At 67.2% G+C, this 23469-nt stretch carries 22 protein-coding genes; 7 read left to right on the top strand and 15 right to left on the bottom strand.

Annotation, left to right across the window (positions count from 1 at the left end):
* Positions 1-22: 22 nt before the first annotated feature.
* From narI to PQB87_RS21135, 3 genes are all read left to right on the top strand, one after another.
* Entirely contained in the window at positions 23-709 is a 687-nt protein-coding gene (gene narI / locus PQB87_RS21145; RefSeq protein WP_153489070.1) for a respiratory nitrate reductase subunit gamma, read from the top strand.
* A gap of 75 nt (positions 710-784) precedes the next feature.
* Positions 785-2710, top strand: a complete 1926-nt coding sequence (locus PQB87_RS21140; protein WP_489243708.1) for a type IV pili methyl-accepting chemotaxis transducer N-terminal domain-containing protein — start codon at positions 785-787, stop codon at positions 2708-2710.
* Between the two features lie 12 nt (positions 2711-2722).
* Positions 2723-3454: a response regulator gene (locus PQB87_RS21135; protein WP_111939290.1), complete on the top strand. Its 732-nt coding sequence runs from the start codon at positions 2723-2725 to the stop codon at positions 3452-3454.
* Between the two features lie 13 nt (positions 3455-3467).
* On the opposite strand, the gene PQB87_RS21130 is transcribed toward PQB87_RS21135, so the two are convergent.
* The 9 genes from PQB87_RS21130 to PQB87_RS21090 form a co-directional block, all read right to left on the bottom strand.
* Positions 3468-4235: a FadR/GntR family transcriptional regulator gene (locus PQB87_RS21130; RefSeq protein WP_153489069.1), complete on the bottom strand. Its 768-nt coding sequence runs from the start codon at positions 4233-4235 to the stop codon at positions 3468-3470.
* Positions 4236-4303: 68 nt separating this feature from the next.
* On the bottom strand, positions 4304-5194 hold the full coding sequence (locus PQB87_RS21125) for an L-fucono-1,5-lactonase (protein WP_489243706.1): 891 nt from the start codon (positions 5192-5194) through the stop codon (positions 4304-4306).
* Between the two features lie 84 nt (positions 5195-5278).
* On the bottom strand, positions 5279-6220 hold the full coding sequence (locus PQB87_RS21120) for an ABC transporter substrate-binding protein (RefSeq protein WP_021161439.1): 942 nt from the start codon (positions 6218-6220) through the stop codon (positions 5279-5281).
* Between the two features lie 88 nt (positions 6221-6308).
* Positions 6309-7346 (bottom strand): ABC transporter permease, encoded by a 1038-nt coding sequence (locus PQB87_RS21115; protein ID WP_059686955.1) that lies wholly within the window; start codon positions 7344-7346, stop codon positions 6309-6311.
* A 31-nt stretch (positions 7347-7377) separates the two neighbouring features.
* Entirely contained in the window at positions 7378-8916 is a 1539-nt protein-coding gene (locus PQB87_RS21110; protein WP_489243704.1) for a sugar ABC transporter ATP-binding protein, read from the bottom strand.
* Between the two features lie 12 nt (positions 8917-8928).
* Entirely contained in the window at positions 8929-9705 is a 777-nt protein-coding gene (locus tag PQB87_RS21105; protein WP_489243702.1) for an SDR family oxidoreductase, read from the bottom strand.
* A 43-nt stretch (positions 9706-9748) separates the two neighbouring features.
* The gene (locus tag PQB87_RS21100; protein ID WP_489243700.1) at positions 9749-11026 is read right to left on the bottom strand and encodes an L-fuconate dehydratase; all 1278 of its coding nucleotides are present in this window, start codon (positions 11024-11026) and stop codon (positions 9749-9751) included.
* 23 nt (positions 11027-11049) lie between these two features.
* Positions 11050-11892 (bottom strand): ureidoglycolate lyase, encoded by an 843-nt coding sequence (locus tag PQB87_RS21095; protein ID WP_489243699.1) that lies wholly within the window; start codon positions 11890-11892, stop codon positions 11050-11052.
* Between the two features lie 41 nt (positions 11893-11933).
* Entirely contained in the window at positions 11934-12698 is a 765-nt protein-coding gene (locus PQB87_RS21090; RefSeq protein ID WP_489243697.1) for an SDR family oxidoreductase, read from the bottom strand.
* Between the two features lie 665 nt (positions 12699-13363).
* Here PQB87_RS21090 and PQB87_RS21085 point away from each other — a divergent pair.
* The 3 genes from PQB87_RS21085 to PQB87_RS21075 all read left to right on the top strand — a co-directional run bounded on the left by PQB87_RS21085 (position 13364) and on the right by PQB87_RS21075 (position 15322).
* Complete coding sequence (locus PQB87_RS21085; protein ID WP_021161446.1) at positions 13364-13654, top strand: DUF3331 domain-containing protein; 291 nt, start codon at positions 13364-13366, stop codon at positions 13652-13654.
* A gap of 167 nt (positions 13655-13821) precedes the next feature.
* On the top strand, positions 13822-14808 hold the full coding sequence (locus tag PQB87_RS21080; RefSeq protein ID WP_059489480.1) for an oxidoreductase: 987 nt from the start codon (positions 13822-13824) through the stop codon (positions 14806-14808).
* A gap of 214 nt (positions 14809-15022) precedes the next feature.
* A complete protein-coding gene (locus PQB87_RS21075) occupies positions 15023-15322 on the top strand; it encodes a DUF4148 domain-containing protein (RefSeq protein ID WP_027789696.1) in 300 nt (99 codons plus the stop codon).
* Between the two features lie 200 nt (positions 15323-15522).
* On the opposite strand, the gene PQB87_RS21070 is transcribed toward PQB87_RS21075, so the two are convergent.
* From PQB87_RS21070 to PQB87_RS21045, 6 genes are all read right to left on the bottom strand, one after another.
* Positions 15523-16719, bottom strand: coding sequence for a TauD/TfdA family dioxygenase (locus PQB87_RS21070; protein WP_489243694.1), 1197 nt, complete (start codon positions 16717-16719; stop codon positions 15523-15525).
* A 22-nt stretch (positions 16720-16741) separates the two neighbouring features.
* Complete coding sequence (locus PQB87_RS21065; protein WP_489243693.1) at positions 16742-17698, bottom strand: alpha/beta hydrolase; 957 nt, start codon at positions 17696-17698, stop codon at positions 16742-16744.
* Between the two features lie 33 nt (positions 17699-17731).
* On the bottom strand, positions 17732-18220 hold the full coding sequence (locus PQB87_RS21060) for a thioesterase family protein (RefSeq protein ID WP_021161452.1): 489 nt from the start codon (positions 18218-18220) through the stop codon (positions 17732-17734).
* A gap of 29 nt (positions 18221-18249) precedes the next feature.
* A complete protein-coding gene (locus PQB87_RS21055; RefSeq protein WP_489243692.1) occupies positions 18250-19215 on the bottom strand; it encodes an L-carnitine dehydrogenase in 966 nt (321 codons plus the stop codon).
* Between the two features lie 87 nt (positions 19216-19302).
* Positions 19303-20232, bottom strand: coding sequence for a 3-dehydrocarnitine:acetyl-CoA trimethylamine transferase CdhC (cdhC, locus tag PQB87_RS21050; protein WP_021161454.1), 930 nt, complete (start codon positions 20230-20232; stop codon positions 19303-19305).
* Positions 20233-20311: 79 nt separating this feature from the next.
* On the bottom strand, positions 20312-21265 hold the full coding sequence (locus PQB87_RS21045; RefSeq protein ID WP_059686965.1) for a choline ABC transporter substrate-binding protein: 954 nt from the start codon (positions 21263-21265) through the stop codon (positions 20312-20314).
* Between the two features lie 611 nt (positions 21266-21876).
* On the opposite strand from PQB87_RS21045, the gene PQB87_RS21040 reads away from it, so the two are divergent.
* Entirely contained in the window at positions 21877-23460 is a 1584-nt protein-coding gene (locus PQB87_RS21040) for an isocitrate lyase (protein ID WP_059686966.1), read from the top strand.
* Positions 23461-23469: the final 9 nt, after the last annotated feature.

Genomic DNA, 23469 nt, shown 5'->3' with positions numbered 1-23469 from the left:
CGTTCAGCCACAAGGTTTCGCCATGTCTTACCTGAACACCTTTCTCTTCGGCATCTACCCGTACCTCGCCGCCGCGCTGTTCCTGTTCGGCAGCCTCGTGCGCTTCGAGCGCGAGCAATACACCTGGAAGACCGACAGCTCGCAGCTGCTGCATCGCGGCGCGCTGCGCATCGGCAACATCCTGTTCCATGTCGGCGTGCTCGGCCTATTCTTCGGACACCTGGTCGGCCTGCTCACTCCGGTCGCGGTCTGGGACACGCTCGGCGTATCGCACCGGTTGAAGCAAACCGTCGCGATGGCAGTGGGCGGCATCATGGGCACGCTGTGCCTCGTCGGGCTCACGATCCTGCTGCACCGCCGCCTGACGCAGCCGCGCATCGCGGCGGTCACGCGCACGAGCGACAAGATCCTGCTCGCATGGCTGCTGGTCACGCTGCTGCTGGGCCTGTCGACGATCGTCGCGTCGGCATCGCACACCGACGGCGCGATGATGGTCAGCCTGATGACCTGGGCGCAGCACGTCGTCACGTTCCGCGGCGACGCCGCTTCCTACGTCGCCGCTGCGCCGCTGGTGTTCAAGGCGCACCTGTTCATGGGCATCACGCTGTTCGCGATCTTCCCGTTCACTCGCCTCGTGCATGTCTGGAGCGGGTTCGCGTCCGTCGCCTACCTCGGACGCGCGTGGCAACTCGTGCGGGTGCGGCGTTAAGCCTCACGCGCGGCCATGTCGCAGCCCCCGTGCGCACGCGCGGGGATAATCGATGCAGTTCCTTTCTGTCCGAACATGCCGCCCGATATCCGCTCCGGCGCGCCATTGCGCCACCGTCTCTCGACGCGCATCGCCGCGCTATCGGCGGTGGCGCTCGCGCTCGTGCTCGCGATGGTCGGCAGCACGCTGTGGCTGTCGTGGCAGCTCGAAGGCGCGGGCGCGGCGATCAACGACGCCGGCAGCCTTCGGATGCGCGCCACGCGCGCCTATGTCGACGCCGAGCTGCACCGGCGCGACACCGGCCTGCCGTCGGTCGACGACGAACTGGCCGCGATCGACGGCACGCTCCAGCGGCTGCGCCACGGGGATCCATCGCGTCCCCTTTTCCTGCCCGATACCGAATCGATCCGCCACCTGCTCGCAGCAGTCGATACACGCTGGGCGTCGGAACTCAAGCCGCTCGCGCTCGCGATGGTTTCCCGCCCCGATACGGACGCGGCACGTTCGGCCTACGGCGCCGCGCTGCCTGCGTTCATCGCCGACGCCGACCGGCTCGTCGGCGAGATCGAACTCGACAATGCGCGCAAGACGACGCTGCTGCGCCTGTCGCAAATGGGGCTCGGCCTGCTCGCGTGCGCCGGCGCCATCGCCGCGATCTACCTGCTCTATCTGTGGATCATCCTGCCGGTGATCCGGCTGCGCGACGGGCTCACGTGCATCGCGTCGCGCGAGTTCGACGCGCGTTTGCCCACCGACACACGCGACGAATTCGGCGATCTCGCGCAAGGCTTCAACCGGATGGCCGGCGAGTTGCAGGCGGCGTACACGGGCCTGGAAGAGCACGTGCGGCAGAAGACCGCGCAGCTCGCGTCGCGCAATCGCGAACTGACCGCACTCTATGAAATCGCGGCGTTCCTGAACAGCCCGCTGGGCGTCGACGACATGTGCCGGGGCTTCCTGCAGCGCGCGATCCGGCAATTCGACGCCGACGCCGGCACGATCCGCGTGACGGATGCCACCGGCAACAAGCTGCATCTGCTGCTATCCGAGGGCTTTCCCGATGCGCTCGCCGAGCCCGAACGCTGCATGCCGGTCGGCGATTGCCACTGCGGAGCGGTCGTGCGCGACGGCACGGCCGCCGTGCTGCAGGATCTGCGCAACAGCGGCACGCCATGCGCGCGCGAGGGCCTGATGGGCGTCGCCGTGTTCCGCATCGTCACGCAGGACGCGACGCTCGGGACGTTCTCGCTGCATTTTCGCGATCCGGCGCGGCTGCCCGCCACCGAGCGGCGCGTGCTGGAAACGCTCGGCCGGCATCTCGGCATCGCGCTCGACCACGCGCGGCTGTCGGCCGGCGCACGCCAGCTCGCGGTCGCCGAGGAACGCAACCTCGTGGCGCAAGGGCTGCACGATAGCATCGCGCAGAGCCTGAATTTCGTGAACCTGCAGGCGCAGATGCTCGACGACGCCATCTCGCACAACCGGCTCGACGATGCGCGCGAAACCCTGCCGATGCTGCGCCAGGGCATCGAGCAAAGCTATGCGGATGTGCGCGAGCTGCTCGTCAATTTCCGCACGCGGCTCACGCAGGGCAACCTGCACGCGGCGATCGTCGAGACCGTCGCGCGCTTCGAGTCGCAGACCGGTATCGGCATGACCCTCGACGAACACGACGGCGACGGCGCCCCGCTGCCGCCCGACCAGCAGCTCCAGGTGCTGTTCATCCTGCAGGAGGCGCTATCGAACGTGCGCAAGCACGCGCGCGCGCGGCACGTCGTCGTCACGGTCGAGAACGGTGCCGCGTTCCGCCTGCGCGTCGACGACGACGGCTGCGGCTACGATCCTGCCGCGCTCGATACGACGGGCCATGCGCAGGTCGGCCTTGCGATCATGCACGAGCGCGCCGCGCGACTGCGCGCGACCTTGTCGCTGTCGAGCCGGCCCGGCCACGGCGCGCAGGTCGAACTTCTGCTGCCCGCCGAGGTTCGGCAGGCAGCCTGACGAGTGAACGATATGACGATACGCGTACTCCTGATTGACGATCACACGCTGTTTCGCAGCGGACTCAAGCTGCTGCTGCAGCGCCAGCCCGATTTCGAGATCGTCGACGAAGCGCCCGACGGCGTCGAGGGGCTCAAGCGCGCCAAGCAGCACCAGCCCGACGTGATCCTGCTGGACCTCAACATGCCGGGCCTGTCCGGCCTCGAGACGCTGCTGCTGCTCGTGCAGGACGTCCCGAATGCGGCCGTCGTGATCCTGACCGTGTCCGAGGATGCGGAGGAGCTGACCACCGCGCTGCGTGACGGCGCGATCGGCTACCTCGTGAAGAATGTCGACGCCGACACGCTCGTCGCAGGCATCCGCAAGGCAGCCGCACACCAGCCCGTGATAGCGGACAGCATGACCGCGAAATGGATCGCGAGCCTGCGCACGACGCCGGTCGCAGCGCCGACGCCCGCCGCCGCCCCGGCCCAACCGGCCGGCGCGACGCTCACGCCGCGCGAGCACGAGGTCGTACGCGCGCTTGCCGGCGGCGCAAGCAACAAGGAAATCGCGCGCACGCTGGATGTCGCCGAAAGCACGGTAAAGAACCACATCCAGAACATTCTGAAGAAATTCAACCTGGCGAGCCGCGTTCAAATCGCCGTCTATGCGGTCGAACACGGGATCGCCGACGTCGATCGTTCGCAAAGAACGCTTCATGGCGGGCATGCCACGCCAAAACCGTGGGTTGCCGCGGGCTAGGGCCTGTTCACGCTCAATCGAGCGCCCGCCCGAAGATACGGATCACTTCGTCGAGATGCTCGGCCATCGCGCGGCGCGCGGCGTCCGGGTCGCGCGCGCGGATCGCATCGAGGATCGCGCGGTGCTCCAGTTCCGATCGGTGCGGCATGTCGTTCGGCATATACAGCGACTGCAGCCGCTGGAACATCAGGTCGTACTTGTGCGCGAGCAGCTGCTTGATCATCAGCGCATACGCGGCGTTGTCGCTCGCTTCCGCGATGCGGATATGAAACAGCCGGTCGCCCGGATGCGTGAGCGAACCGCTGCGGTTGTCTTCCTGGTTGCGCAGGAACGCCTCGTGGATGCCTTCGATCTGCTCGTCGGAGCCGTGCTTCGCGGCAAGTGACGCGGCTTCCGGCTCGATCAGCCGGCGTGCCTGCAACAGCGCGAACGGCGGGATTTCGGTATCGAGATCGAGTGCGATGCCGAGTTCGGGATCGATCTCGATGACCGTGAACGGCGCGGCCTTCCCTGCCAGGCCGGGCGTGGATTCGGGTGCGGCGGCCGTTTCGGGATGGCGCACCTTCACGCCGTCGCCGACGCGCACGCTGACGAGCCCGCTCACTTCGAGCGCGATCAGCGCTTCACGCACCGACGTGCGCGACACGCCGAACTGTTCGGCCAGTTCGCGCTCGGGCGGCAGGTAGCTGCCCGGCGGAAAATCGCCGGACTCGATCATCGCACTGAGCTTGTCGGCGATCTGCTGGTACAGGCGGCGGTTCTGGATCGGCTGGATGGACATACGTTGATGCTGGTGATCGGTTGCATTGCGGACGGCCCGGCGAAGCGCGCGGGCCGTTCGCGCCTATTTTATATGCCGCGCTTCGCGTCGCCCGGCACCGCGTAACAATGCGCCGCCGTCCCGCCCCACAGCGCGCTGCGCTCGGCCGCCGACAGCCGCGATTCGGCCCAGCGCTCGACGATCGATGCGACTTCGTCATACGACGCGGCCAGCAGGCACACCGGCCAGTCCGACCCGAACATCAGCCGCTGCGGGCCGAACGCGTCGAGCGCCGCGTCGAGGCACTGCTCGATATGCCGGACGTCCTTCCCGCGCAGGCCGCGCTTCCAGTCCGCTTCCGTCACGAGCCCCGACAGCTTGCACGCGACGTGCGGCAGCGCACCCAGCTCGCGCAACGCGGCGCGCCAGCGCACGAGCGCCGATTCGTCGCGCTCGAATTCGGCCAGCGCGGGCTTGCCGGCGTGATCGAGCACGAGCCAGTGCGCGTCGTGCCGTGCGCAGAACGCCTGCACGTCCGGCAACTGGCGCTCGAACACGAGCACGTCGTACACATAACCGTTCGCCTGCAGCCACGCGATACCGCGGTTGAAGCCGGGATCGGCGACGAACGCGCCGGCGTCGGCTTCGTCCTGCACCTGGTGCCGGAAGCCACGCAGCTTCGGGTTGCGCCATTCGGCGACGCGCTCGGCAAGCTGCGGCGCGGCAAGATCCTCCCAGCCGACCACCGCCGCGATGTGCGTATCGTCGCGGGCGAGATCGAGCAGGAACGCGGTCTCGTCGCGCCCGGCGCGCGCCTGCACCGCGATCGATGCGCCGAGCGCCTGCGCATGCATCAGCGGCCGCAACGCGTCGGGCAGGTAGTCGTGCGCGAGCACCTCCATGCCGGGGCCGATCCACGGATAGTCGGCCGCGCGATAACGCCAGAAGTGCTGATGGGAATCGATACGCACTGCGCCCATGGTGTCCTCGTGTTCTGCTCCGACCGCCCGCCCGCGCCGCCGCACACGCTACGCGCCGCGCGCGGCGGCGCCGTGGCATGGCGTTCAGTCGTACAGCACCGCCGCGATCTTCGGATCGTCGATATTGGTCTTGTCGTACCAGTAGAAACCGGTATCGATGACCTTCGGCAGCTTCTCGCCCTTGATCGCCTTCACGGCCGCCTCGACCGTCTTGTAGCCGATCCCGATCGGGTTCTGCGTGATCGCGCCGGCCATCAGCCCGCTGCGGATCGCGTCCTTCTGCTGCTTGCCCGAATCGTAGCCGACAATCACGACCTTGCGCTTCATTTCACGCACGCCGTTGACCACGCCGATCGCCGAGCCTTCGTTGGTGCCGAACAGCCCCTTGAGCTTCGGGTACCCCTGCAGGATCGACTTCGTCACCTCGGTCGACTTCAGCTGGTCGCCTTCGCCGTACTGCACGGTCACGACCTGCACCTTCGGGTGCGCTGCCTTCATCCGCTCGAGAAAACCGTCGCGGCGGTCGATGCCGGTGCGGCTCGTCTGGTCGTGCGCGACCACGGCCACTTCGCCCTCGTCGCCGATCAGCGCGGCGAGCTTGTCGGCGGCCAGCGCGGCGGCCGCCTTGTTGTTGGTCGCGGCGGTCGTCACCGGGATGTCGCTGTCGACGCCCGAGTCGAATGCGATCACCGGGATCTTCTCGGCCTGCGCCTTCTTCAGGAGCGGCAGCGCGGCCTTGCTGTCGAGCGCTGCGAAGCCGAGCGCGGCCGGCTTCTTCGCGATCGCGGCCGACAGCATGTCGATCTGCTTGTCGACCATCGCCTCGGTTTCGGGCCCTTCGAACGTCACCTTCACCTTGTAGTCCTTCGCGGCCTGCGTCGCGCCCGATTTCACGGCCTGCCAGAACTGATGCTGGAAGCCCTTCGAGATCAGCGGGATGTAGGCTTCCTGCGCGTGCGCACCGGCCGTGACGCCGACGGCGAACGTCAGCCCGACGATCGCGTTCAACACCTTGCTCCTGATCACTTCGCGTCTCCTTTTTTCGTATCGACTGGAACGACTGGAACGCCGGCCGGAACCGGCGGTGAAGCACATGCCTGCGTGGATGCGTGCGTCAGCGGCGCCGCCGGCGCAGGATGTCGACGTAGACGGCCAGGATGATGATCACGCCCGTCACGACCGTCTGCCATTCCTGCGCGACCGACATGATGCGCAGGCCGTTGGTCAGCACGCTCATGATGAACGCGCCGATGATGGTGCCGACGATGCTGCCCGCGCCGCCCGACAGCGACGTGCCGCCGATCACGACGGCCGCGATCGCATCGAGCTCGTAGCCCTGCCCGAGCGCCGGCTGCGCGGAGTTCAGCCGCGACGCGATCAGCAGCCCGGCGATCCCGCACACCGCGCCGCTGAACGTGTACACCGCGATCTTCCACGCGTCGACGTTCACGCCGGACAGCCGCAGCGCCTCCTCGTTGCTGCCGAGCGCGAACGTGTAACGGCCGAAGATCGTGCGGTTCAGCACGATCGATGCGCCGATCGCGACGAGGAACAGGATCAGCACCGCATTCGGGATCGGCAGCGCGGGAATGAGGTTGCCGATCAGCGAATCCTGCGCGATCGACGTGAAGCCCGGCGTGTCGTTGAAGTAGATCGGCCGCGTGCCCGAGATCACGAGCGACAGCCCCTTGAGCAGCATCATCATGCCGAGCGTCGCGATGAACGGCGGCACCTTCATCTTCGCGATCACGAAGCCCGATACGCAACCCGACAGCGCGCCGAAAAACAGCGCGGCCAGGATCCCGAGCGGCAGCGGCATGCCCCACTTCGTCAGCACGACGCCGGCCATCACCGCGCAGAACGTCATCAGCGTGCCGACCGACAGGTCGATGCCCGACGTGATGATCACGTAGGTACACGCGACCGCCAGCACGCCGTTCACGGCGGTGGCCTGCAGGATCGTGACGAGGTTGTCGACTTCGAGGAAATTCGGCGACGCGAAGCTGAAGAACACGATCAGCAGCACGAGGCTCGCGAACGCGAGCAGCTTCTGGCGCGCGGCGGGGTTGAAGAAGCGCGACTTCGGGCTCGATGCGCCGGCAGGCGTATCGCCGGACGCGAGGGGCGGAACGGGATGCGTATCGTTGGACATGATCGGATAGGCGTATGGATCGGCGTCTGAATCAGGACAACACGGTCGACTCGCGCTGCGTCGCGAGCTGCATGATCTTTTCCTGCGTGGCGTCGGCCGCGCGCAGCTCGCCGGTCACGCGCCCCTCGCACATCACGAGAATCCGGTGGCTCATGCGCAGCACCTCGGGCAGTTCCGACGAGATCATCACGATCGCCTTGCCGTCGGCGGCCAGCGCGTCGAGCAGCTTGTAGATCTCGCTCTTCGCGCCGACGTCGATGCCGCGCGTCGGCTCGTCGAAGAACAGGATGTCGCAGTCGCGCAGCAGCCACTTCGCGATCACGATCTTCTGCTGGTTGCCGCCCGACAAAAGGCGTGCGGGCTGCGCGACCGACGGCGTGCGGATCGCGAGCTGCCGCACATACGCGTGTGCGGTGTCGCGCATCGCGCGCGCGTCGAGAAACACGCCACGGTGCACGAAACGACGCATGCTCGACATGGCGATGTTGTTCTGCACGTCCATCCCGACCGCGAGCCCGAAGTGCTTGCGATCCTCGGACAGATAGCCGATGCCGTGCTTCACCGCATCGGCCGGCGTGCGGATCGTCACGGTCTTGCCGTGCACGCGGATCTCGCCCGCGTCGATCGGGTCGGCGCCGAACACCGCGCGTGCGACCTCGGTGCGGCCCGCGCCCATCAGCCCCGCGAAGCCGAGGATCTCGCCGCGCCGCAGCGTGAAACCGACGTCGCGGATCGCACGGCCGCGCGACAGCCCGCGCACTTCGAGCGCGACGTCGTTCGCGGACGTATCGGGCGGCGTGCGGAATTCCGTCGCGAGCTGGCGGCCGACCATCATCGCGATGATCGCGTCCATCGACGTATCCGCCATCGGCACGGTCGCGACGTACTTGCCGTCGCGCATCACGGTCACGCGATCGGCGATCTGGCGCAGCTCGTCCATCTTGTGCGAGATGTAGACGATGCCGACGCCGTGCGCGCGCAGGTCACGGATGATGCGGAACAGCTCGGCGATCTCCGCGTTGTTGAGCGCGGCGGTCGGCTCGTCCATGATCAGCACGCGCGAGTCGAACGACAACGCCTTCGCGATCTCGACCATCTGCTGCTTCGCGACCGTCAGCCGGCCGACCGGCGTGCGCGGGTCGAGATCGAGCCGCATCCGCTGGAAAATCGCGGCGGCATCGCGATTCAACGTGTCTTCGTCCACGAACACGCCGAAGCGGCCGCGCGGCTCGCGGCCGATGAAGATGTTCTGCGCGACGCTCAGGTGATTCATCAGGTTCAGTTCCTGATGGATGATGCCGATCCCGAGCGCCTGCGCGGCGCGCGGATCGGCGATCTCCACCGCACGGCCGTCCATCCGGATCTCGCCGTCGTCGCGCTGGTACACGCCCGCGAGGATCTTCATCAACGTCGACTTGCCGGCACCGTTCTCGCCCATCAGCGCATGCACTTCACCGGCACGCAGGTCGAAACGGCAATCGTCGAGCGCCTGCACGCCCGGGAAGCGCTTGCCGATGCCGGTCAATGCGATCAGCGGCGGCGCGGCAGTCAGGTTCGGGTCGGGTTGCATGGAGCGCGGCCCTCAGCTGATCGCACGGTCGAGATGCGTATAACCGCCGTCGACGAACAGCCACTGGCCCGTCGTGTGTGATGCGCGTGCCGACAGCAGGAATACGGCCGTATCGGCGATCTCGTCGGCCGTCGTGAAGCGTTTGCCGAGCGGCACCTTGCCTGCGATGCCCGCCAGCTTCGCGTCGGGGTCGTCGAAACCGGCGAGCCAGTTGCGGTAAAGCGGCGTCATCACCTCGGCCGGAATCACCGCGTTCACGCGCACGCCGTCGTCGCGCAACGCGACGGCCCATTCGCGTGTCAGCGCGAGTTGCGCGCCCTTCGACGCGCAATAGCCGCTCGTGTTGCCCTGGCCGGTCACGGCCGTCTTCGACGAGACGTTGACGATCGCGCCGCGCGTCGCCTTCAGGTGCGGCACGCAGTAGTGCGCCATCACGTAGTAGTGGATCAGGTTGCGCTCGAGCGACGCGACGAACGCATCGCGACCGGCATCGAGCCCGACGCCGTCGTTGACGCCCGCGTTGTTGACGAGGCCGTCGAGACGACCGAAGCGCGCGACGGTCTGCGCAACCGCGTCGCGGCACTGTGCGTCGTCCTGCAACTCGACCGACATGCACGCGGCCTGCGGCTGCTTCTGCACGAGTGCGCGCCAGAACGCATCGTCGGGCGCGTGGCACGCGAACACCACCGGAATCGCGCCTTCTTCGGCAAGCCGCATCGAGATCGCGGCACCGATGCCCGATGCGCCGCCGGTCACGATCACGACCTTGTGTTGCAGATTCAAATCCACTTCGCGTCTCCGTCGTTCATGTTGTCGGCGCGCGCGTCGCGCCTCAGCCCCGGAACCGGTACTGCTCCAGCGATTCGGGTTTCATCTCGATCGAGAAACCGGGTGCCGTCGGCGGCATGTAGGCCGCGCCGCGCACGATGCACGGTTCGACGAAATGCTCGTGCAGGTGATCGACGTACTCCGTCACGCGCCCTTCCTTCGTGCCGGAAATGCACACGTAGTCGATCATCGACAGGTGCTGCACGTATTCGCACAACCCGACGCCGCCCGCATGCGGGCAGACGGGCAGCCCGTACTTCGCGGCCATCACCATCACCGCGAGAATCTCGTTCACGCCGCCGAGCCGGCACGCATCGATCTGCACGACGTCGATCGCGCCGCGCGCGATGAACTGCTTGAACAGGACGCGGTTCTGGCACATTTCGCCGGTCGCGACCTGCACGGGCGCGATCGCTTCGCGGATCGTGCGATGCCCTTCGACATCGTCGGGGCTCGTCGGCTCCTCGATGAACCACGGCCGGGCGAACGCCAGCTCGCGCACCCAGTCGATCGCCTCGTCCACTTCCCACACCTGGTTCGCGTCGATCATCAGCTTGCGGTCCGGGCCGATCACTTCGCGCGCGATCGTCACGCGGCGGATATCGTCCTCCAGGTTCGCGCCGACTTTCAGCTTCACGTGGTCGAACCCGGCTTCGACGGCTTCGCGACACAGCCGCCGCAGCTTGTCGTCGCTGTAGCCGAGCCAGCCGGCCGACGTCGTGTAGCACGGGTAGCCGTCGCGCTCGAGAATCGCGATCCGTTCGGCCTTGCCCGGCGCCTGCCTGCGCAGCAGGTCGAGCGCTTCGTCCGGCGTCAGGCAATCCGTCAGGTAGCGGAAGTCGATCGCGCGCACCAGTTCCTCGGAGCTCAGGTCGGCAACGAGCCGCCATAGCGGCTTGCGTTCGGCTTTCGCCCACAGATCCCACACCGCGTTGACGACGGCCCCCGTCGCCAGGTGAATCGCCCCCTTGTCGGGGCCGATCCAGCGCAACTGGCTGTCCGACGTGACGTGCCGCCAGAAGCGGCCCATGTCCGCGCGAATCCAGTCGAGGTCGAGGCCGACGACGAGGTGACGCATCGCGTCGATCGCCGCGCAGCAGATCTCGTTGCCGCGCCCGATGGTGAACGTGAGGCCGTGACCTTCGAGCCCGTCGCGGTCGGTTTCGAGCACGACGTACGCGGCCGAATAATCGGGGTCCGGGTTCATCGCATCGGAGCCGTCGAGCTGGCGCGAGGTCGGGAAGCGCACGTCGAGGACGCGCATCGATCGAATGATAGGCATGACGAATCGTCCGCGAAAGGGAATCAGGCCTGCACGGTGCGCTGGCGTTGCTCGCCGAGCCCGTCGATACCGAGCGTGATCACCTGCCCGGCGCGCAGATAGACGGGCGGCTTCTGCCCGAGGCCGACACCCGGCGGCGTGCCGGTCGAGATCACGTCGCCCGGCTGCAGGCTCATGAAGCGGCTCAGGTAGCTGATCAGGTGCGGCACGCGGAACACCATCGTCGCGGTCGTGCCGTTCTGGTAGCGATGGCCGTCGACGTCGAGCCACAGCCGCAGCGCATGCGGATCGGGCACTTCGTCGGCCGTCACGAGCCACGGGCCGAGCGGCCCGAACGTGTCGTTGCCCTTGCCCTTGTCCCACGTGCCGCCGCGTTCGAGCTGGAATTCACGCTCCGACACGTCGTTCACGACGCAGTAGCCCGCCACGTGCGACAGCGCGTCGGCTTCCGCGATATAACGACCGCCCTGGCCGATCACCACGCCGAGCTCGACCTCCCAGTCGGTCTTCTCCGAGCCGCGCGGAATCTCGACGTCGTCGTTCGGCCCCGAGATCGCGCTCGTCCACTTGCCGAACACGACGGGCTCCTTCGGCACTTCCATCCCCGATTCGGCCGCGTGGTCGGAATAGTTGAGCCCGATGCAGATGAACTTGCCGACGCGCCCGACGCACGCGCCGAGCCGCGGCGTGCCTTCGACCCGCGGCAGCGACGACGGCGGGATGTCGCGCAGCCGCGCGAGCGAGGCCGGCGCCAGCGCATCGCCGGCGAGATCGTCGATCACGCCCGACAGGTCGCGGATGTGGCCTTGCGTATCGAGCAGGCCCGGTTTTTCATGGTGCTTGTCGCCAAATCTCAGCAGTTTCATATCGTCTTGAACGGAAATGGAAAGTAGCGGGGAAGGCGCGGTCAGTTCGACCAGCCGCCGTCGATCAAATGGATCGCGCCGGTCGTGAACGACGCTTCGTCGGACGCGAGGTACAGCGCGAGCGCGGCCACTTCGTCCGCAGTGCCGATTCGGCCGATCGGCTGGCGCGCGACGAACGCCTGGCGCACCTCGTCGGCCGACACGTCGCGCATGCGCGCCTGGTCGGCGATCCGCTGCTCCAGCGACGGCGATTCGATCGTGCCCGGGCAGATCGCGTTGCAGCGGATGCCGCGCTCGACGAAATCGGCGGCCACTGCCTTGGTCAGGCCGATCACGGCCGCCTTGGTCGCGCCGTAGACGAAGCGGTTCGGCACGCCCTTCACGCTCGACGCGGCCGACGCCATGTTGATGATCGACGCGCCGCCCGCTTCGAGCATCGCGGGCAGCAGCGCGCGAATCAGCCGGTACATCGACGTGACGTTCAGGTTCAGCGAGAACGCCCATGCGTCGTCGTCGCAGTCGAGGATCGAGCCGTGGTGGACATAGCCCGCGCAGTTGAACAGCACGTCGAACGCGCGCTCGTTCGCGGCAAGCGCCGCGACGTCCTGCGCATCGGTGACGTCGAGCCGCCGCGTGGCCAGCCGGCTGCCCGCGCGTTCGGCGTCGGCCTCGAGCCGCACGAGCGCGGCTTCGTTGATGTCGGTCGCCAGCACGTCGGCGCCCTCGCTCGCGAACCGCAGCGCGGTCGCGCGGCCGATACCCTGCCCGGCCGCCGTCACCAGCGCGCGTTTGCCCTGCAATCTCATGAGCGACTCTCCCGAAAAAAACCGGCCACCCGCCGGCCGATTGGCACAAAGGACCAAAGGTCCAACCAATCATAGGAGTCGACTTTGCGTTTGTCACGAAATCGGGATTCAGTATTTACCCGGGCGTGGAAATCGGGTGGTCGAGCAAGCATCCGGCATTCGACGGCACGCGGGCGCCTGTCCCGGGATCCGCGCACACCCAATACCGACGGGCCGTCCAGCCGTTTATCCAGACACGCCCGGCGCGGCGCCGCGCCAAACTGGCGAAAAAGTCATGTTCGCGTCAGGGTCTCAACGGGATGCGCGCGCCATCATGACGTACCGGACTGCGCTACCGGTCCATCGCCTCCCCGCCCGCGTTCGATCCCTGCGGGCATCTCCGTCCCCCGGCGATGGGCTCCGTGACTGGGCGAGCAGACACGGCGCGCAGGCCGATTTCCCGCCCCGGACTTCATGTCCGGGGCGTTTTTGTCTGTGGTTTTCCAAGAAAATAAGCGTGGATTGTTTCTAAATCGGCAAAAGGTAATTTGAGCCAGACAGGATGTTTTTTCCGGTCACAGACGCTTACATTTAGCGCACCACTCATGGAAACCGCTACGGATTCGCCATCGGGTAGTGACATCCACTGCCACGGCCGAACCGCACGAGCTTTAGGAAACGGCAAAATGAAGGCCTCCAAATCCCTGCCTGTGCTCGATCCCGCCGACGTCCACGTCGAAATTCTCGAACGCTCCGATACGCTGCTCGTCGTCCGCTGGGTCGAGCCCGGCCGCTGTCACTACGGTGAACAGCGCTGGCGCCGCCGCTTCGCGCAACGCACCGGCACCTGCGCGCTGTCGCGCCAGGTCATCCAGCGCGGCGACGAAGTCTTCCGCCCGGCCGAACGCCCGGCACCCGCGAACGCGGCCGCGATGATCTCCGCCGCCGAAGTGCTGGCGCTGGCCGGCGGCAGGTAAATCCCGCCGGCCGCGCATCGCCGCACGCAGTGCCACACGATGCGCAAGCCCTAGAAGCGCCGGTCTAATTCCCCTGCTTGTCTGCCACGACCACGCGCACTATCGTTACACCACCCGATGTAACGATTACGTGCCGCGGCTATCCGGTCGCGCCGATGGAGGCAGACATGCATGCATGGAGCGCGCGCCACGTCCCGGCGCAGGGCGGCAAGGTCGCGGTCGTGACCGGTGCCAATAGCGGGCTCGGCTGGCAACTCGCGGAAACGCTGGCCGCAAAAGGCGCGACCGTCGTGATGGGCTGCCGCGACGCGGCCCGCGCCGCGCAGGCCGCCGATGCGATCCGCCGGCTCCATCCCGATGCCCGCGTCGAAGTCGACGCGCTCGACCTCGCCGATCTCGCCTCGATCGCACGCTTCGCGGCCGATGTGGCCGAACGCCATGGCCGCGTCGATATCCTCTGCAACAACGCCGGCGTGATGTTCCTGCCGCTGCGCCATACGCGCGACGGCTTCGAGATGCAGTTCGGCACCAACCACCTCGGCCATTTCGCGCTGACCGGCCATCTGCTGCCCGCGCTGCGCGCCGCGCGCCGGGCGCGGGTCGTGACGATGTCGAGCGGCCTCAATCGCGGCGGCCGGATCCGCGTCGACGACCTGCGCGCCGAGCGCCGCTACAACCGTTATCTCGCCTATTGCGACAGCAAGCTCGCGAACCTCGTGTTCGCGATCGAACTGCAGCGCCGTTTCGAGCGTGCGGCGTTCGCCGGGATCAGCGTGGCCGCGCACCCGGGCTACGCGGCAACCAACCTGCAGTTCGCGGGCCCGGCGATGGACAGCTCGCCCGCGCGTGCCGCGCTGATGCGGGCCGCAAACCGTTATCTCGCGCAGCCGGCCGACCAGGGAGCGCTGCCCGCGATTCATGCGGCGACCGCGCCCGATCTCGCGGGCGGTGCGTATATCGGGCCGTCCGGCTGGTTCGAGTCGCGCGGGCTGCCGGCGCCCGCGAGCGTGCCACGCGCGGCCCGCGACGTGGGATCGGCGGCGTTGCTGTGGGAGGCATCGGAAGCCGCGACGGGCGTGCGCTTCCTCAGCTCGGGCGCGCCGGCCGGACGTTCGCCGGGCCGGCCGTTCGACACCGCGGCCGAGGCGCGCTGAAATGCGTGCCGGCCTCCGCAACATTCTTCATACTTGTTGCACCCACCGATAAGAAAGCCCGTTGAAAGCCTGAGTCGGCGCGCCACTGTTACCGCCAAGGAAACAATCTATCGTCAAAATCAGCGTTTACCCTGAACCTTCCGATGACTAAGATTTGATCAATCGCTTAAGACATGGTGTCGAGAGCGAACTCAATAAAACACCGGAGGTCATCATGAAATCGCTCGTTTCCGCAGTCGTTGCCGCTGCCGCCCTGTCCGCTTCGTTCGGCGCATTCGCCCAAAGCACCGTGACCCGCGCGCAAGTGAAGAACGAACTGGTTCAGCTCGAAAAAGCCGGCTACAAGCCGGGCCTGTCGAGCCCGTACTACCCGAACGACATCCAGAGCGCCGAAGCGCGTGTTCATGGTGCCGACACCAGCGGCTACGGCGCGCAACCGGCTCCGGCCGTCCACTCGGGCGCCCCGGCCGCAACGTCGTCGAACGCTCGCGACTCGATCTTCTTCGGCCAGTAAGCCGATGCGCCCCCGACGGGCGCCGCGCGCAGCGCGATGAAGAAACATCAGGACGAGCCCCCTTGCGGGGCTCGTCCTTTTTTATGAAACGCATACCTCCGCCGCCCGGCAGCGGGTGGCTTCGCCCGGGCGCCTCGCGTCCGGGCGCTTTTTCATCCTGCACGGCAGGTGTGCAGGCAGGATGAAGCCGCGCGTGCCCGTCAGTGCGGTGCGGCCGCGGCGGGTGCCGAACGCGACAGCACGCGCCACCGCGACATCAATTCGTCGCGATCGACGTAGCAGCCCTGCAGATGCCGGCGGCCGGTCGACGGATCGAACTCGGTGCGCGCATGCAGCACGCGCCGGTTGTCGAACGCCCACATGTCGCCCGCCCGCAGCCGGCGCTGCACACGAAAGCGCGGCTCGCGCGCAAGCGCGAGAAACCGCCGGTACGCGCGATAGACGGCCGCGACCGAGCCGGCCGGCGCATCGAGCGGCCCGCGCAGGAAGTTCGCGACACGCACCTCGGTCACGTTGCCGCGCGCATCGAGCCCGATCACCGGCGCCGAGCAGCGATAGTCGCTGTTCGCACTCTTGTTCCAGAACTCGAACGGCGTCGACGCGAGTTGCTCGAAATCGGCCGGATGCTCGCGCCGCAGCGCATCCGCCAGCGCGAAGCCGTCGAGAAACACGCTGTCGCCGCCGGTCGCATCGTTCGCCAGGCAATGCAGGAACTGCACGCCCGGCTGCAACTCGCGGGTCGGCAGATCGGTATGCGGCGGCAGGTTCAGCGACGTATACGCATTGCTGTCCGGGCGCGGCTTCGATTCGACGTCGAACAGCACACCGAAATTGCTCTCGCGGATCAGGCCGATGCGGCGCGCGATCTCGTCGACGCGACCGCGCTCGGCCGGCACGCCTTCGACGAGCGTCAGCCCGGTGCGCTGCAACGCGGCGAGCCACGCGCGCAATGCGCCGTCGTCCTCCATCACGTCGCGCCACGCGAACACGCCGATGGCCGTCGCGTCGTCGCCGGCCCATACGTGCCGCCCGTGCGCGGCCTGGCGCTCGGCGCGCGACGCGTCGTCGTACGCATGCGCGCGCAACCATCCCGGCGACCACGCGCTGCGATGTCCGTCGTTCCACTCGACATGCAGCGCGCCGTCGGCTTCGACGTGCGCCGCGCGTGCGGCGAGATCCTCGCGCGCATCGGCGATCTCGAACACCTGTTCACGCGTGACGGCATGCACGCATGCGGAGCACGCGCAGTTGTCGCGCAGCCAGTCGAAATGAAACGGCGATCGTCGCGTGTCGCTCCACTCGACGTCCACCGCTGAGTCGCCAATCGCGACCGCCGCAATGGTCGCGTCGACCGAAAACGTCCGCCAGTCCTCGATACGGTGTTGCGCTGCCTGCATCGTTGCCTCCCGGAAACGCCCGCTACGCGTGTGGTGCGAGCAGAAACCCGCCGACCGTCCGGTGCATCCGCGCCGCCTGCGGGCTCGTTCCGAGCGCGCGCCAGCAGCCGTGCACCAGCCCCTCTCCCATCCAGTAGTGCGCGGCACCGCCGGCCGCGCGAATCCGTTCGACGTACACGCGCGCATCGTCGCGCAGCGGATCGTGTTCGGCGCCGATCGCGAGGACGGGCGGCAGGCCGTCGAAACGCGCAGCCGCGAGCGGCACCGACGCGCGCAACAGCGGATTGCCGTCTCCCAGCGCATCGGACAAACCGCCGTTCCAGTACAGCGCGCGATAGCGATGGACGTCGTCGAGCGTCAGCATCGGCGCGTGCGCTTCCGTTTCGCGCGCGGGCGATTGCGGTTCGAACCCGAGCATCGGATAGACGAGCGCGATGCCGTCGACACCGCCTTCGCCCGCATCGCGCAACGCGGTGGCCACGGCCGCCGCTAGCATGCCGCCCGCGCTGTCGCCCGCGAGCGTCAGCGGATGCGCGCACGGCCCGAACGGCCAGCGCGCGTCGCGTGCGGCGCGCGTGACGGCCAGGCAATCTTCGAGCGCGGCCGGCGCGCGATACTCGGGCGCCAGCCGGTAGTCGACCGCGATCACGTCGAGCCCCGTATCGGCCGCCAGTTGCGCGGTGATCAGCGCATGACTGTCGAGCGAGCCGACGACGAAGCCGCCGCCATGAAAGAACAGCACCGTGCCGCGCGGCGCACCCTGCGCGGACGTGTAGCGCCGCAGCGCGATCGCGCGGCCGTCGGGGGCCTGACAGACGGCGTCCTGCTGCACGATGCCGGCCGGCAGCGCGGCCGGCGTCCACTCGGCCGCGAAGCGGTCGTAGAGGCGGCGCTGCTCGGCGGGCGCGCGTTCGGCCGCGTCGGCCGGATACCACGCGTCGACGGCAGCGACGAACGCCGCGATTTCCGGTTCGAGCATCGTGTGCGCTCCGCGCTTGAAGGTTCGCGCCCGCTATCGGCGCGGCGGCAGCGCGATCACGCGGCCCGCATATGCGGGTGCCGCGCAATCGCGCTGCAACGCATGCAGCCCGGCCACGCGTGCGGCCACGTCGTCGTCGAACGGCGCCGATTTCGCGCCGTCGCGCGTATCGACATGCAGCAGCATCTGCTCGCTCGCCGATACCGCGTCGTCATGCCCGTCCGCGAACAGCTCGAGATACAGGTGCAGCCGCTTCGCGTCATGCGCCAGCACGCGCGCATCGACACGCACCTGCGTGCCCTCCTTGATCTCGTGCAGGTAGTTCACGTGCGCTTCGAGCGTGTAGACCGAGCGGCCCCGCTCGCGGCGCGCGGCGTCGTCGAGGCCGATGCGATCCAGCAGCGCATCGGTCGCGAAGCTGAAGATCAGCAGGTAGAACGCATCGCGCAGGTGGCCGTTGTAGTCGACCCATTCGGGCCGCACCACGTCGCGGTATATCGTCAGCGGGGTATCGCCGGTCATCGCCTTCAGTCCTTTAGTGCTTTAGTCCCTTAGTCCTCGAATCGCATCCCGTGCCGCGCCTTCACCGCGGCGATCGACTTCAGGACCTCGGTGATGCACTCGTCGCGATAGCGCTCGAGTTCCTTGATGCTGCGCGTGCCCTGCTGTTCGGTCGTGCCTTCGACGACGCTGTCGATCAGCGCATCGGTGAGCGTGGGTGCGACCAGCTTCGTCCACGGCAGTTCGAGCGCGGGGCCGAATTGCTGCATGAAGTGTCGCATGCCCGCGTCGCCGCCGGCGAGCGTGTAGGTCAGGAAGGTGCCCATGAACGACCAGCGGATGCCCGCGCCGAAGCGGATCGCGTCGTCGATCTCGCCGGTCGTCGCGACGCCTTCGTTGACGAGGTGCAGCGCCTCGCGCCACAACGCCTCGAGCAGCCGGTCCGCGATGAAGCCCGGCACTTCCTTGCGCACGTGCAGCGGCCGCATGCCGAGCTTGCGATAGATCTCCATCGCGCCTTCGACCGCTTCCGGCGACGTGCGCGCGCCGCCGAGCACCTCGACGAGCGGCAGCAGGTAGACGGGATTGAACGGGTGGCCGACCACGCAGCGCTCCGGATGCGTCGCCCGCGCGTAGAAATCCGTCGGCAGCAGGCCCGACGTCGACGACGCGATGATCGCGCCGGGTTTCGCCGCGCGGCTGATCTGCTCGTGCAGTTCGAGCTTCAGCGCCTCGCGCTCGGGCGCGCTTTCCTGGATGAAATCGGCGTCGGCGACGCACGCCTCGATCGTCTCCACGAAACGCAGCCGCGCGGGATCGGCGCCGGGCGCGAGGCCGACGCGCTCGAGCGCGGGCCACGCGTTCGCGACGTTCGCGCGCAGCCGTTCCTCCGCGCCCGGCGCGGGGTCCCAGACGACCACGTCGAGACCGTGCGCGAGCGCGCGGGAAATCCATCCGCTGCCGATCACGCCGGTGCCGATGGCGGCGAACGTCTTGATGTCGGTCTTCACAGCCATGTCAACGCATCCTTCAAATCAGGGGAAATCGGTGGGCGGCCGCGCTGGGCGTGCCGCCGCGTCATGTCGGTCAGTCGGCGCAACCGCTCACGCGAACTCGGCGACCGCTCGGCGTTCGAGCGGACGCTCGCCCCGTGCGGGCAAGCCGAGCTTGCGGCGGCCTTCGGCCGGCGTCAGCACCCGGGCGCCGAGCCGTTCGACGATCTCTCTCGCGCGCTCGACGAGCGTGCCGTTGGTCGCATGCACGCCGCGATCGAGCCAGATGTTGTCTTCGAGGCCGACGCGCACGTGGCCGCCGAGCAGCATCGCCTGCGCGACCATCGGCATCTGCATGCGGCCGATCCCGAAGCCCGCCCAGTGCGCACCCGGCGGCAGGTTGTCGACCATCGCCTTCATCGTGCCCGTATCGGCCGGCGCGCCCCATGGAATGCCGAGGCACAGCTGGAACAGCGGCGGATCGTCGAGCAGCCCTTCCTTCAGCAGTTGCTTCGCGAACCACAGATGGCCCGTGTCGAAGATTTCCAGCTCCGGCTTCACGCCGAGTTCCTGGATGCGCTTCGCGCCGGCGCGCAATTGCGCGGGCGTCGACACGTAGATGTAGTCGCCGTCGCCGAAATTCAGCGTGCCGCAGTCGAGCGTGCAGATTTCGGGCAGCAGCTCCTCGACATGCGCGAGGCGCGTGAGGCCGCCGACCAGGTCGGTGCCCTTGCCGAAGCGCATCGGGTCCTCGCCCGGGCCGATCTCGAGATCGCCGCCCATGCCGGCCGTCAGGTTGATGATCACGTCGACGTCGGCCGAGCGGATGCGGTCGACCACTTCGCGGTACAGGTTCGGGTCGCGGCTGCCGCGCCCCGTCTGCGGATCGCGCACGTGGCAGTGCGCAACGGTCGCGCCGGCCTTCGCGGCCTCGATCGCGGCGGCCGCGATCTCCTTCGGCGTGACCGGAATCGCCGGATGCTTGCCGACCGTATCGCCCGCGCCGGTGACGGCGCAGGTGATGATGACTTCATGGTTCATGCTGGTTGCCTCGCTTGACTCGGGTTGTGTCGCATTGCGGGTGTTTCGTCAGGGCGCGCCGCAAGCGGCGCGCGGGCCGTCACAGGCCGAGATACGCCTTCACGGCCGGCAGCCCGTCCTTGCCGTCGAACGTCTTGACGCCCGCGAGCCACGGATCGAGCACCTGCGGGTTCTTCTTCAGGTACGCCTTCGCGGCTTCGGCCGGCTTCGTCTTGTTCATCACCGACTGCATCAGCTGGTTCTCGAGCTGCGTCGAGAAGCGCAGGTTCGTGACGAGCTTGCCCGCGTTCGGGCAGCGCGCGATGAAGTCGGGCGCCGTCAGCGTGTACACGCGCGCTTCGCCGTAATTCGGGCCGAACGCCGCGTCGCCGCCGGACAGATAGTTCATGCTGAGCTGGATGTTCATCGGATGCGGTTCCCACCCGAGGAACACGACCCACTTCTTCTCGCGGATCGCGCGCTCGACCGTCACCAGCATCCCGGCCTCGCTCGATTCGACGAGCTTGAAGCCGCCGAGCCCGTACTGGTTCGTGTCGATCATCTTCTGGATCGTCGCGTTCGCGCTGCTGCCCGGCTCGATCCCGTAGATCTTGCCGTCGAGTTCCGCACGGTGCTTCGCGATGTCCTCGAAGGTCTTCAGGCCGGCCTGGTATTCGTAGCTCGGCACCGCGAGCGTCGCCTTCGCGCCGGACAGGTTCGGCGGTTCGACGACGTTGATCGACTTGCTGTCGAGGAACGGCTGGAGCTGCTTCTGCTGCACGGGCCACCAGTAGCCGAGCGACACGTCGAGCTGCTTGCTCTTCAGGCCGGCGAACGAGATCGGCACCGACGCGATCGTCGTGGTCGGCTTGTAGCCGAGCGCCTCGAACACGGTCGACGCGAGCGCCGTGGTCGACGTGATGTCGGTCCAGCCGATATCCGCGAAACGCACGGTGCGGCAGGTCGCGGCATCCGTTTCGGCCCATGCCGCATGCGTGAACGCGCCGGTCGCCAGCACGGCCGCGGCAAGCGCGGCAATCTTCGTCGACTTCATGGTTCGGTTCCTCCCTGTTGGACTCGTGGCAGCCGGTGCGCGGGGTGTGCGCCGACCTGCATCGTGGGAGTAAAAGTAACGAGCCATATTGGTCGCGAGAAGACCGGCGGCGACCTGTTCTTGACTGTTTGCGACTATGAGTGGAAACCACTAGGTTTCGTGGGAGGCTTGTTGGACGGGGTTCTTGCGCGTATTGCGGGGGAATTCAGCTTGTCCACGTGCGGCGCGATGCCTGGGGTTCCGTCGGGACGAAACGGAGCGCCGATGCGGCTTCCGGCCCGGCACGCGCACGCCGCACCGACGAACGGGTGTCATGGACGCATGTGAAGCTGGCCCGGCCTCCAGCAGCCGAAAGCGCATTTCGTATTGCGGAATCCACGCCGATTTCCCGCGCCGCCGCGTTTTCGCCGCTTGAAAACTTGTTTTGCATCGCAAAAACAGAAACGTAACCCATTGAAAAACAACAAAAAATAATGTCTTATGTCTTATATAAGACATCACCAAAAGCTCAACGGGCGGCGTTACTATTTATCCCATGCAGTTCGCTGCGACAGACGTAGCGGGCACGCTCAACCAGTTACTCAAACGCGCTTTGCTCCCAGGAGATTGACATGGCCCAGTATCAAGACGACATCAAGGCAGTTGCCGGTTTGAAGGAAAACCACGGCAGCGCGTGGAATGCGATCAGCCCCGAGTACGCCGCCCGCATGCGTGCCCAGAACAAGTTCAAGACGGGCCTGGACATCGCCAAGTACACCGCGAAGATCATGCGTGCCGACATGGCCGCCTACGACGCCGACCCGTCCAAGTACACGCAGTCGCTGGGTTGCTGGCACGGCTTCATCGGCCAGCAGAAGATGATCTCCATCAAGAAGCACTTCAACAGCACCGAACGCCGCTACCTGTACCTGTCCGGCTGGATGGTCGCCGCGCTGCGCTCCGAGTTCGGCCCGCTGCCGGACCAGTCGATGCACGAAAAGACCTCGGTCAGCGCGCTGATTCGCGAGCTCTACACGTTCCTGCGCCAGGCCGACGCCCGTGAACTGGGCGGCCTGTTCCGCGAACTCGATGCCGCCAAGGACGCTGCCGCGAAGGCCGCGATCCAGGACAAGATCGACAACCACGTCACGCACGTCGTGCCGATCATCGCCGACATCGACGCCGGTTTCGGCAACGCGGAAGCCACGTACCTGCTGGCCAAGCAGTTCATCGAAGCGGGTGCATGCTGCATCCAGATCGAAAACCAGGTGTCCGACGAGAAGCAGTGCGGCCACCAGGACGGCAAGGTCACCGTGCCGCACGAGGACTTCCTGGCCAAGATCCGCGCGATCCGCTACGCGTTCCTCGAACTGGGCGTGGACGACGGCATCATCGTGGCCCGTACCGACTCGCTGGGCGCCGGCCTGACCAAGCAGATCGCCGTGACCAACACGCCGGGCGACCTGGGCGACCAGTACAACGCGTTCCTCGACTGCGAAGAACTGTCGGCCGACCAGCTGGGCAACGGTGACGTGGTCATCAAGCGCGACGGCAAGCTGCTGCGTCCGAAGCGCCTGCCGAGCAACCTGTTCCAGTTCCGCGCCGGCACGGGCGAAGCGCGCTGCGTGCTCGACTGCATCACGTCGCTGCAGAACGGCGCCGACCTGCTGTGGATCGAAACCGAAAAACCGCATATCGCGCAGATCGGCGGCATGGTCAGCGAGATCCGCAAGGTCATCCCGAACGCGAAGCTGGTGTACAACAACAGCCCGTCGTTCAACTGGACGCTGAACTTCCGTCAGCAGGCGTATGACGCGCTGAAGGCAGCAGGCAAGGACGTGTCGGCATACGACCGTGCGCAGCTGATGAGCGTCGAGTACGACGAGACGGAACTGGCCACGCTGGCCGACGAGAAGATCCGCACGTTCCAGGCGGACGCATCGCGCGAAGCAGGTATCTTCCACCACCTGATCACGCTGCCGACGTACCACACCGCCGCGCTGTCGACCGACAACCTGGCCAAGGAATACTTCGGCGACCAGGGCATGCTGGGCTACGTGGCCGGCGTGCAGCGCAAGGAAATCCGTCAGGGCATCGCCTGCGTGAAGCACCAGAACATGTCCGGCTCGGACATCGGCGACGACCACAAGGAATACTTCAGCGGCGAAGCAGCGCTGAAGGCGGCAGGCAAGGACAACACGATGAACCAGTTCTGATCGTCGCCA

This window comes from Burkholderia sp. KL41 (genome assembly GCF_057005415.2).
This window is presented reverse-complemented; position numbering and strand designations above follow the sequence as displayed.

Excerpts from the sequence above, each read along its gene's own strand:
- PQB87_RS21045 (WP_059686965.1), bottom strand. The coding sequence starts at position 21,265 with ATGAAGTCGACGAAGATTGCCGCGCTTGCCGCGGCCGTGCTGGCGACC.
- PQB87_RS21075 (WP_027789696.1), top strand. The coding sequence starts at position 15,023 with ATGAAATCGCTCGTTTCCGCAGTCGTTGCCGCTGCCGCCCTGTCCGCT.
- PQB87_RS21130 (WP_153489069.1), bottom strand. The coding sequence starts at position 4,235 with ATGTCCATCCAGCCGATCCAGAACCGCCGCCTGTACCAGCAGATCGCC.
- PQB87_RS21070 (WP_489243694.1), bottom strand. The coding sequence starts at position 16,719 with ATGCAGGCAGCGCAACACCGTATCGAGGACTGGCGGACGTTTTCGGTC.
- PQB87_RS21080 (WP_059489480.1), top strand. The coding sequence starts at position 13,822 with ATGCATGCATGGAGCGCGCGCCACGTCCCGGCGCAGGGCGGCAAGGTC.
- PQB87_RS21100 (WP_489243700.1), bottom strand. The coding sequence starts at position 11,026 with ATGCCTATCATTCGATCGATGCGCGTCCTCGACGTGCGCTTCCCGACC.
- PQB87_RS21085 (WP_021161446.1), top strand. The coding sequence starts at position 13,364 with ATGAAGGCCTCCAAATCCCTGCCTGTGCTCGATCCCGCCGACGTCCAC.
- PQB87_RS21055 (WP_489243692.1), bottom strand. The coding sequence starts at position 19,215 with ATGGCTGTGAAGACCGACATCAAGACGTTCGCCGCCATCGGCACCGGC.
- PQB87_RS21060 (WP_021161452.1), bottom strand. The coding sequence starts at position 18,220 with ATGACCGGCGATACCCCGCTGACGATATACCGCGACGTGGTGCGGCCC.
- PQB87_RS21090 (WP_489243697.1), bottom strand. The coding sequence starts at position 12,698 with ATGAGATTGCAGGGCAAACGCGCGCTGGTGACGGCGGCCGGGCAGGGT.
- PQB87_RS21135 (WP_111939290.1), top strand. The coding sequence starts at position 2,723 with ATGACGATACGCGTACTCCTGATTGACGATCACACGCTGTTTCGCAGC.
- PQB87_RS21125 (WP_489243706.1), bottom strand. The coding sequence starts at position 5,194 with ATGGGCGCAGTGCGTATCGATTCCCATCAGCACTTCTGGCGTTATCGC.
- PQB87_RS21095 (WP_489243699.1), bottom strand. The coding sequence starts at position 11,892 with ATGAAACTGCTGAGATTTGGCGACAAGCACCATGAAAAACCGGGCCTG.
- PQB87_RS21065 (WP_489243693.1), bottom strand. The coding sequence starts at position 17,698 with ATGCTCGAACCGGAAATCGCGGCGTTCGTCGCTGCCGTCGACGCGTGG.
- cdhC (WP_021161454.1), bottom strand. The coding sequence starts at position 20,232 with ATGAACCATGAAGTCATCATCACCTGCGCCGTCACCGGCGCGGGCGAT.
- PQB87_RS21115 (WP_059686955.1), bottom strand. The coding sequence starts at position 7,346 with ATGTCCAACGATACGCATCCCGTTCCGCCCCTCGCGTCCGGCGATACG.
- PQB87_RS21110 (WP_489243704.1), bottom strand. The coding sequence starts at position 8,916 with ATGCAACCCGACCCGAACCTGACTGCCGCGCCGCCGCTGATCGCATTG.
- PQB87_RS21040 (WP_059686966.1), top strand. The coding sequence starts at position 21,877 with ATGGCCCAGTATCAAGACGACATCAAGGCAGTTGCCGGTTTGAAGGAA.
- PQB87_RS21140 (WP_489243708.1), top strand. The coding sequence starts at position 785 with ATGCCGCCCGATATCCGCTCCGGCGCGCCATTGCGCCACCGTCTCTCG.
- narI (WP_153489070.1), top strand. The coding sequence starts at position 23 with ATGTCTTACCTGAACACCTTTCTCTTCGGCATCTACCCGTACCTCGCC.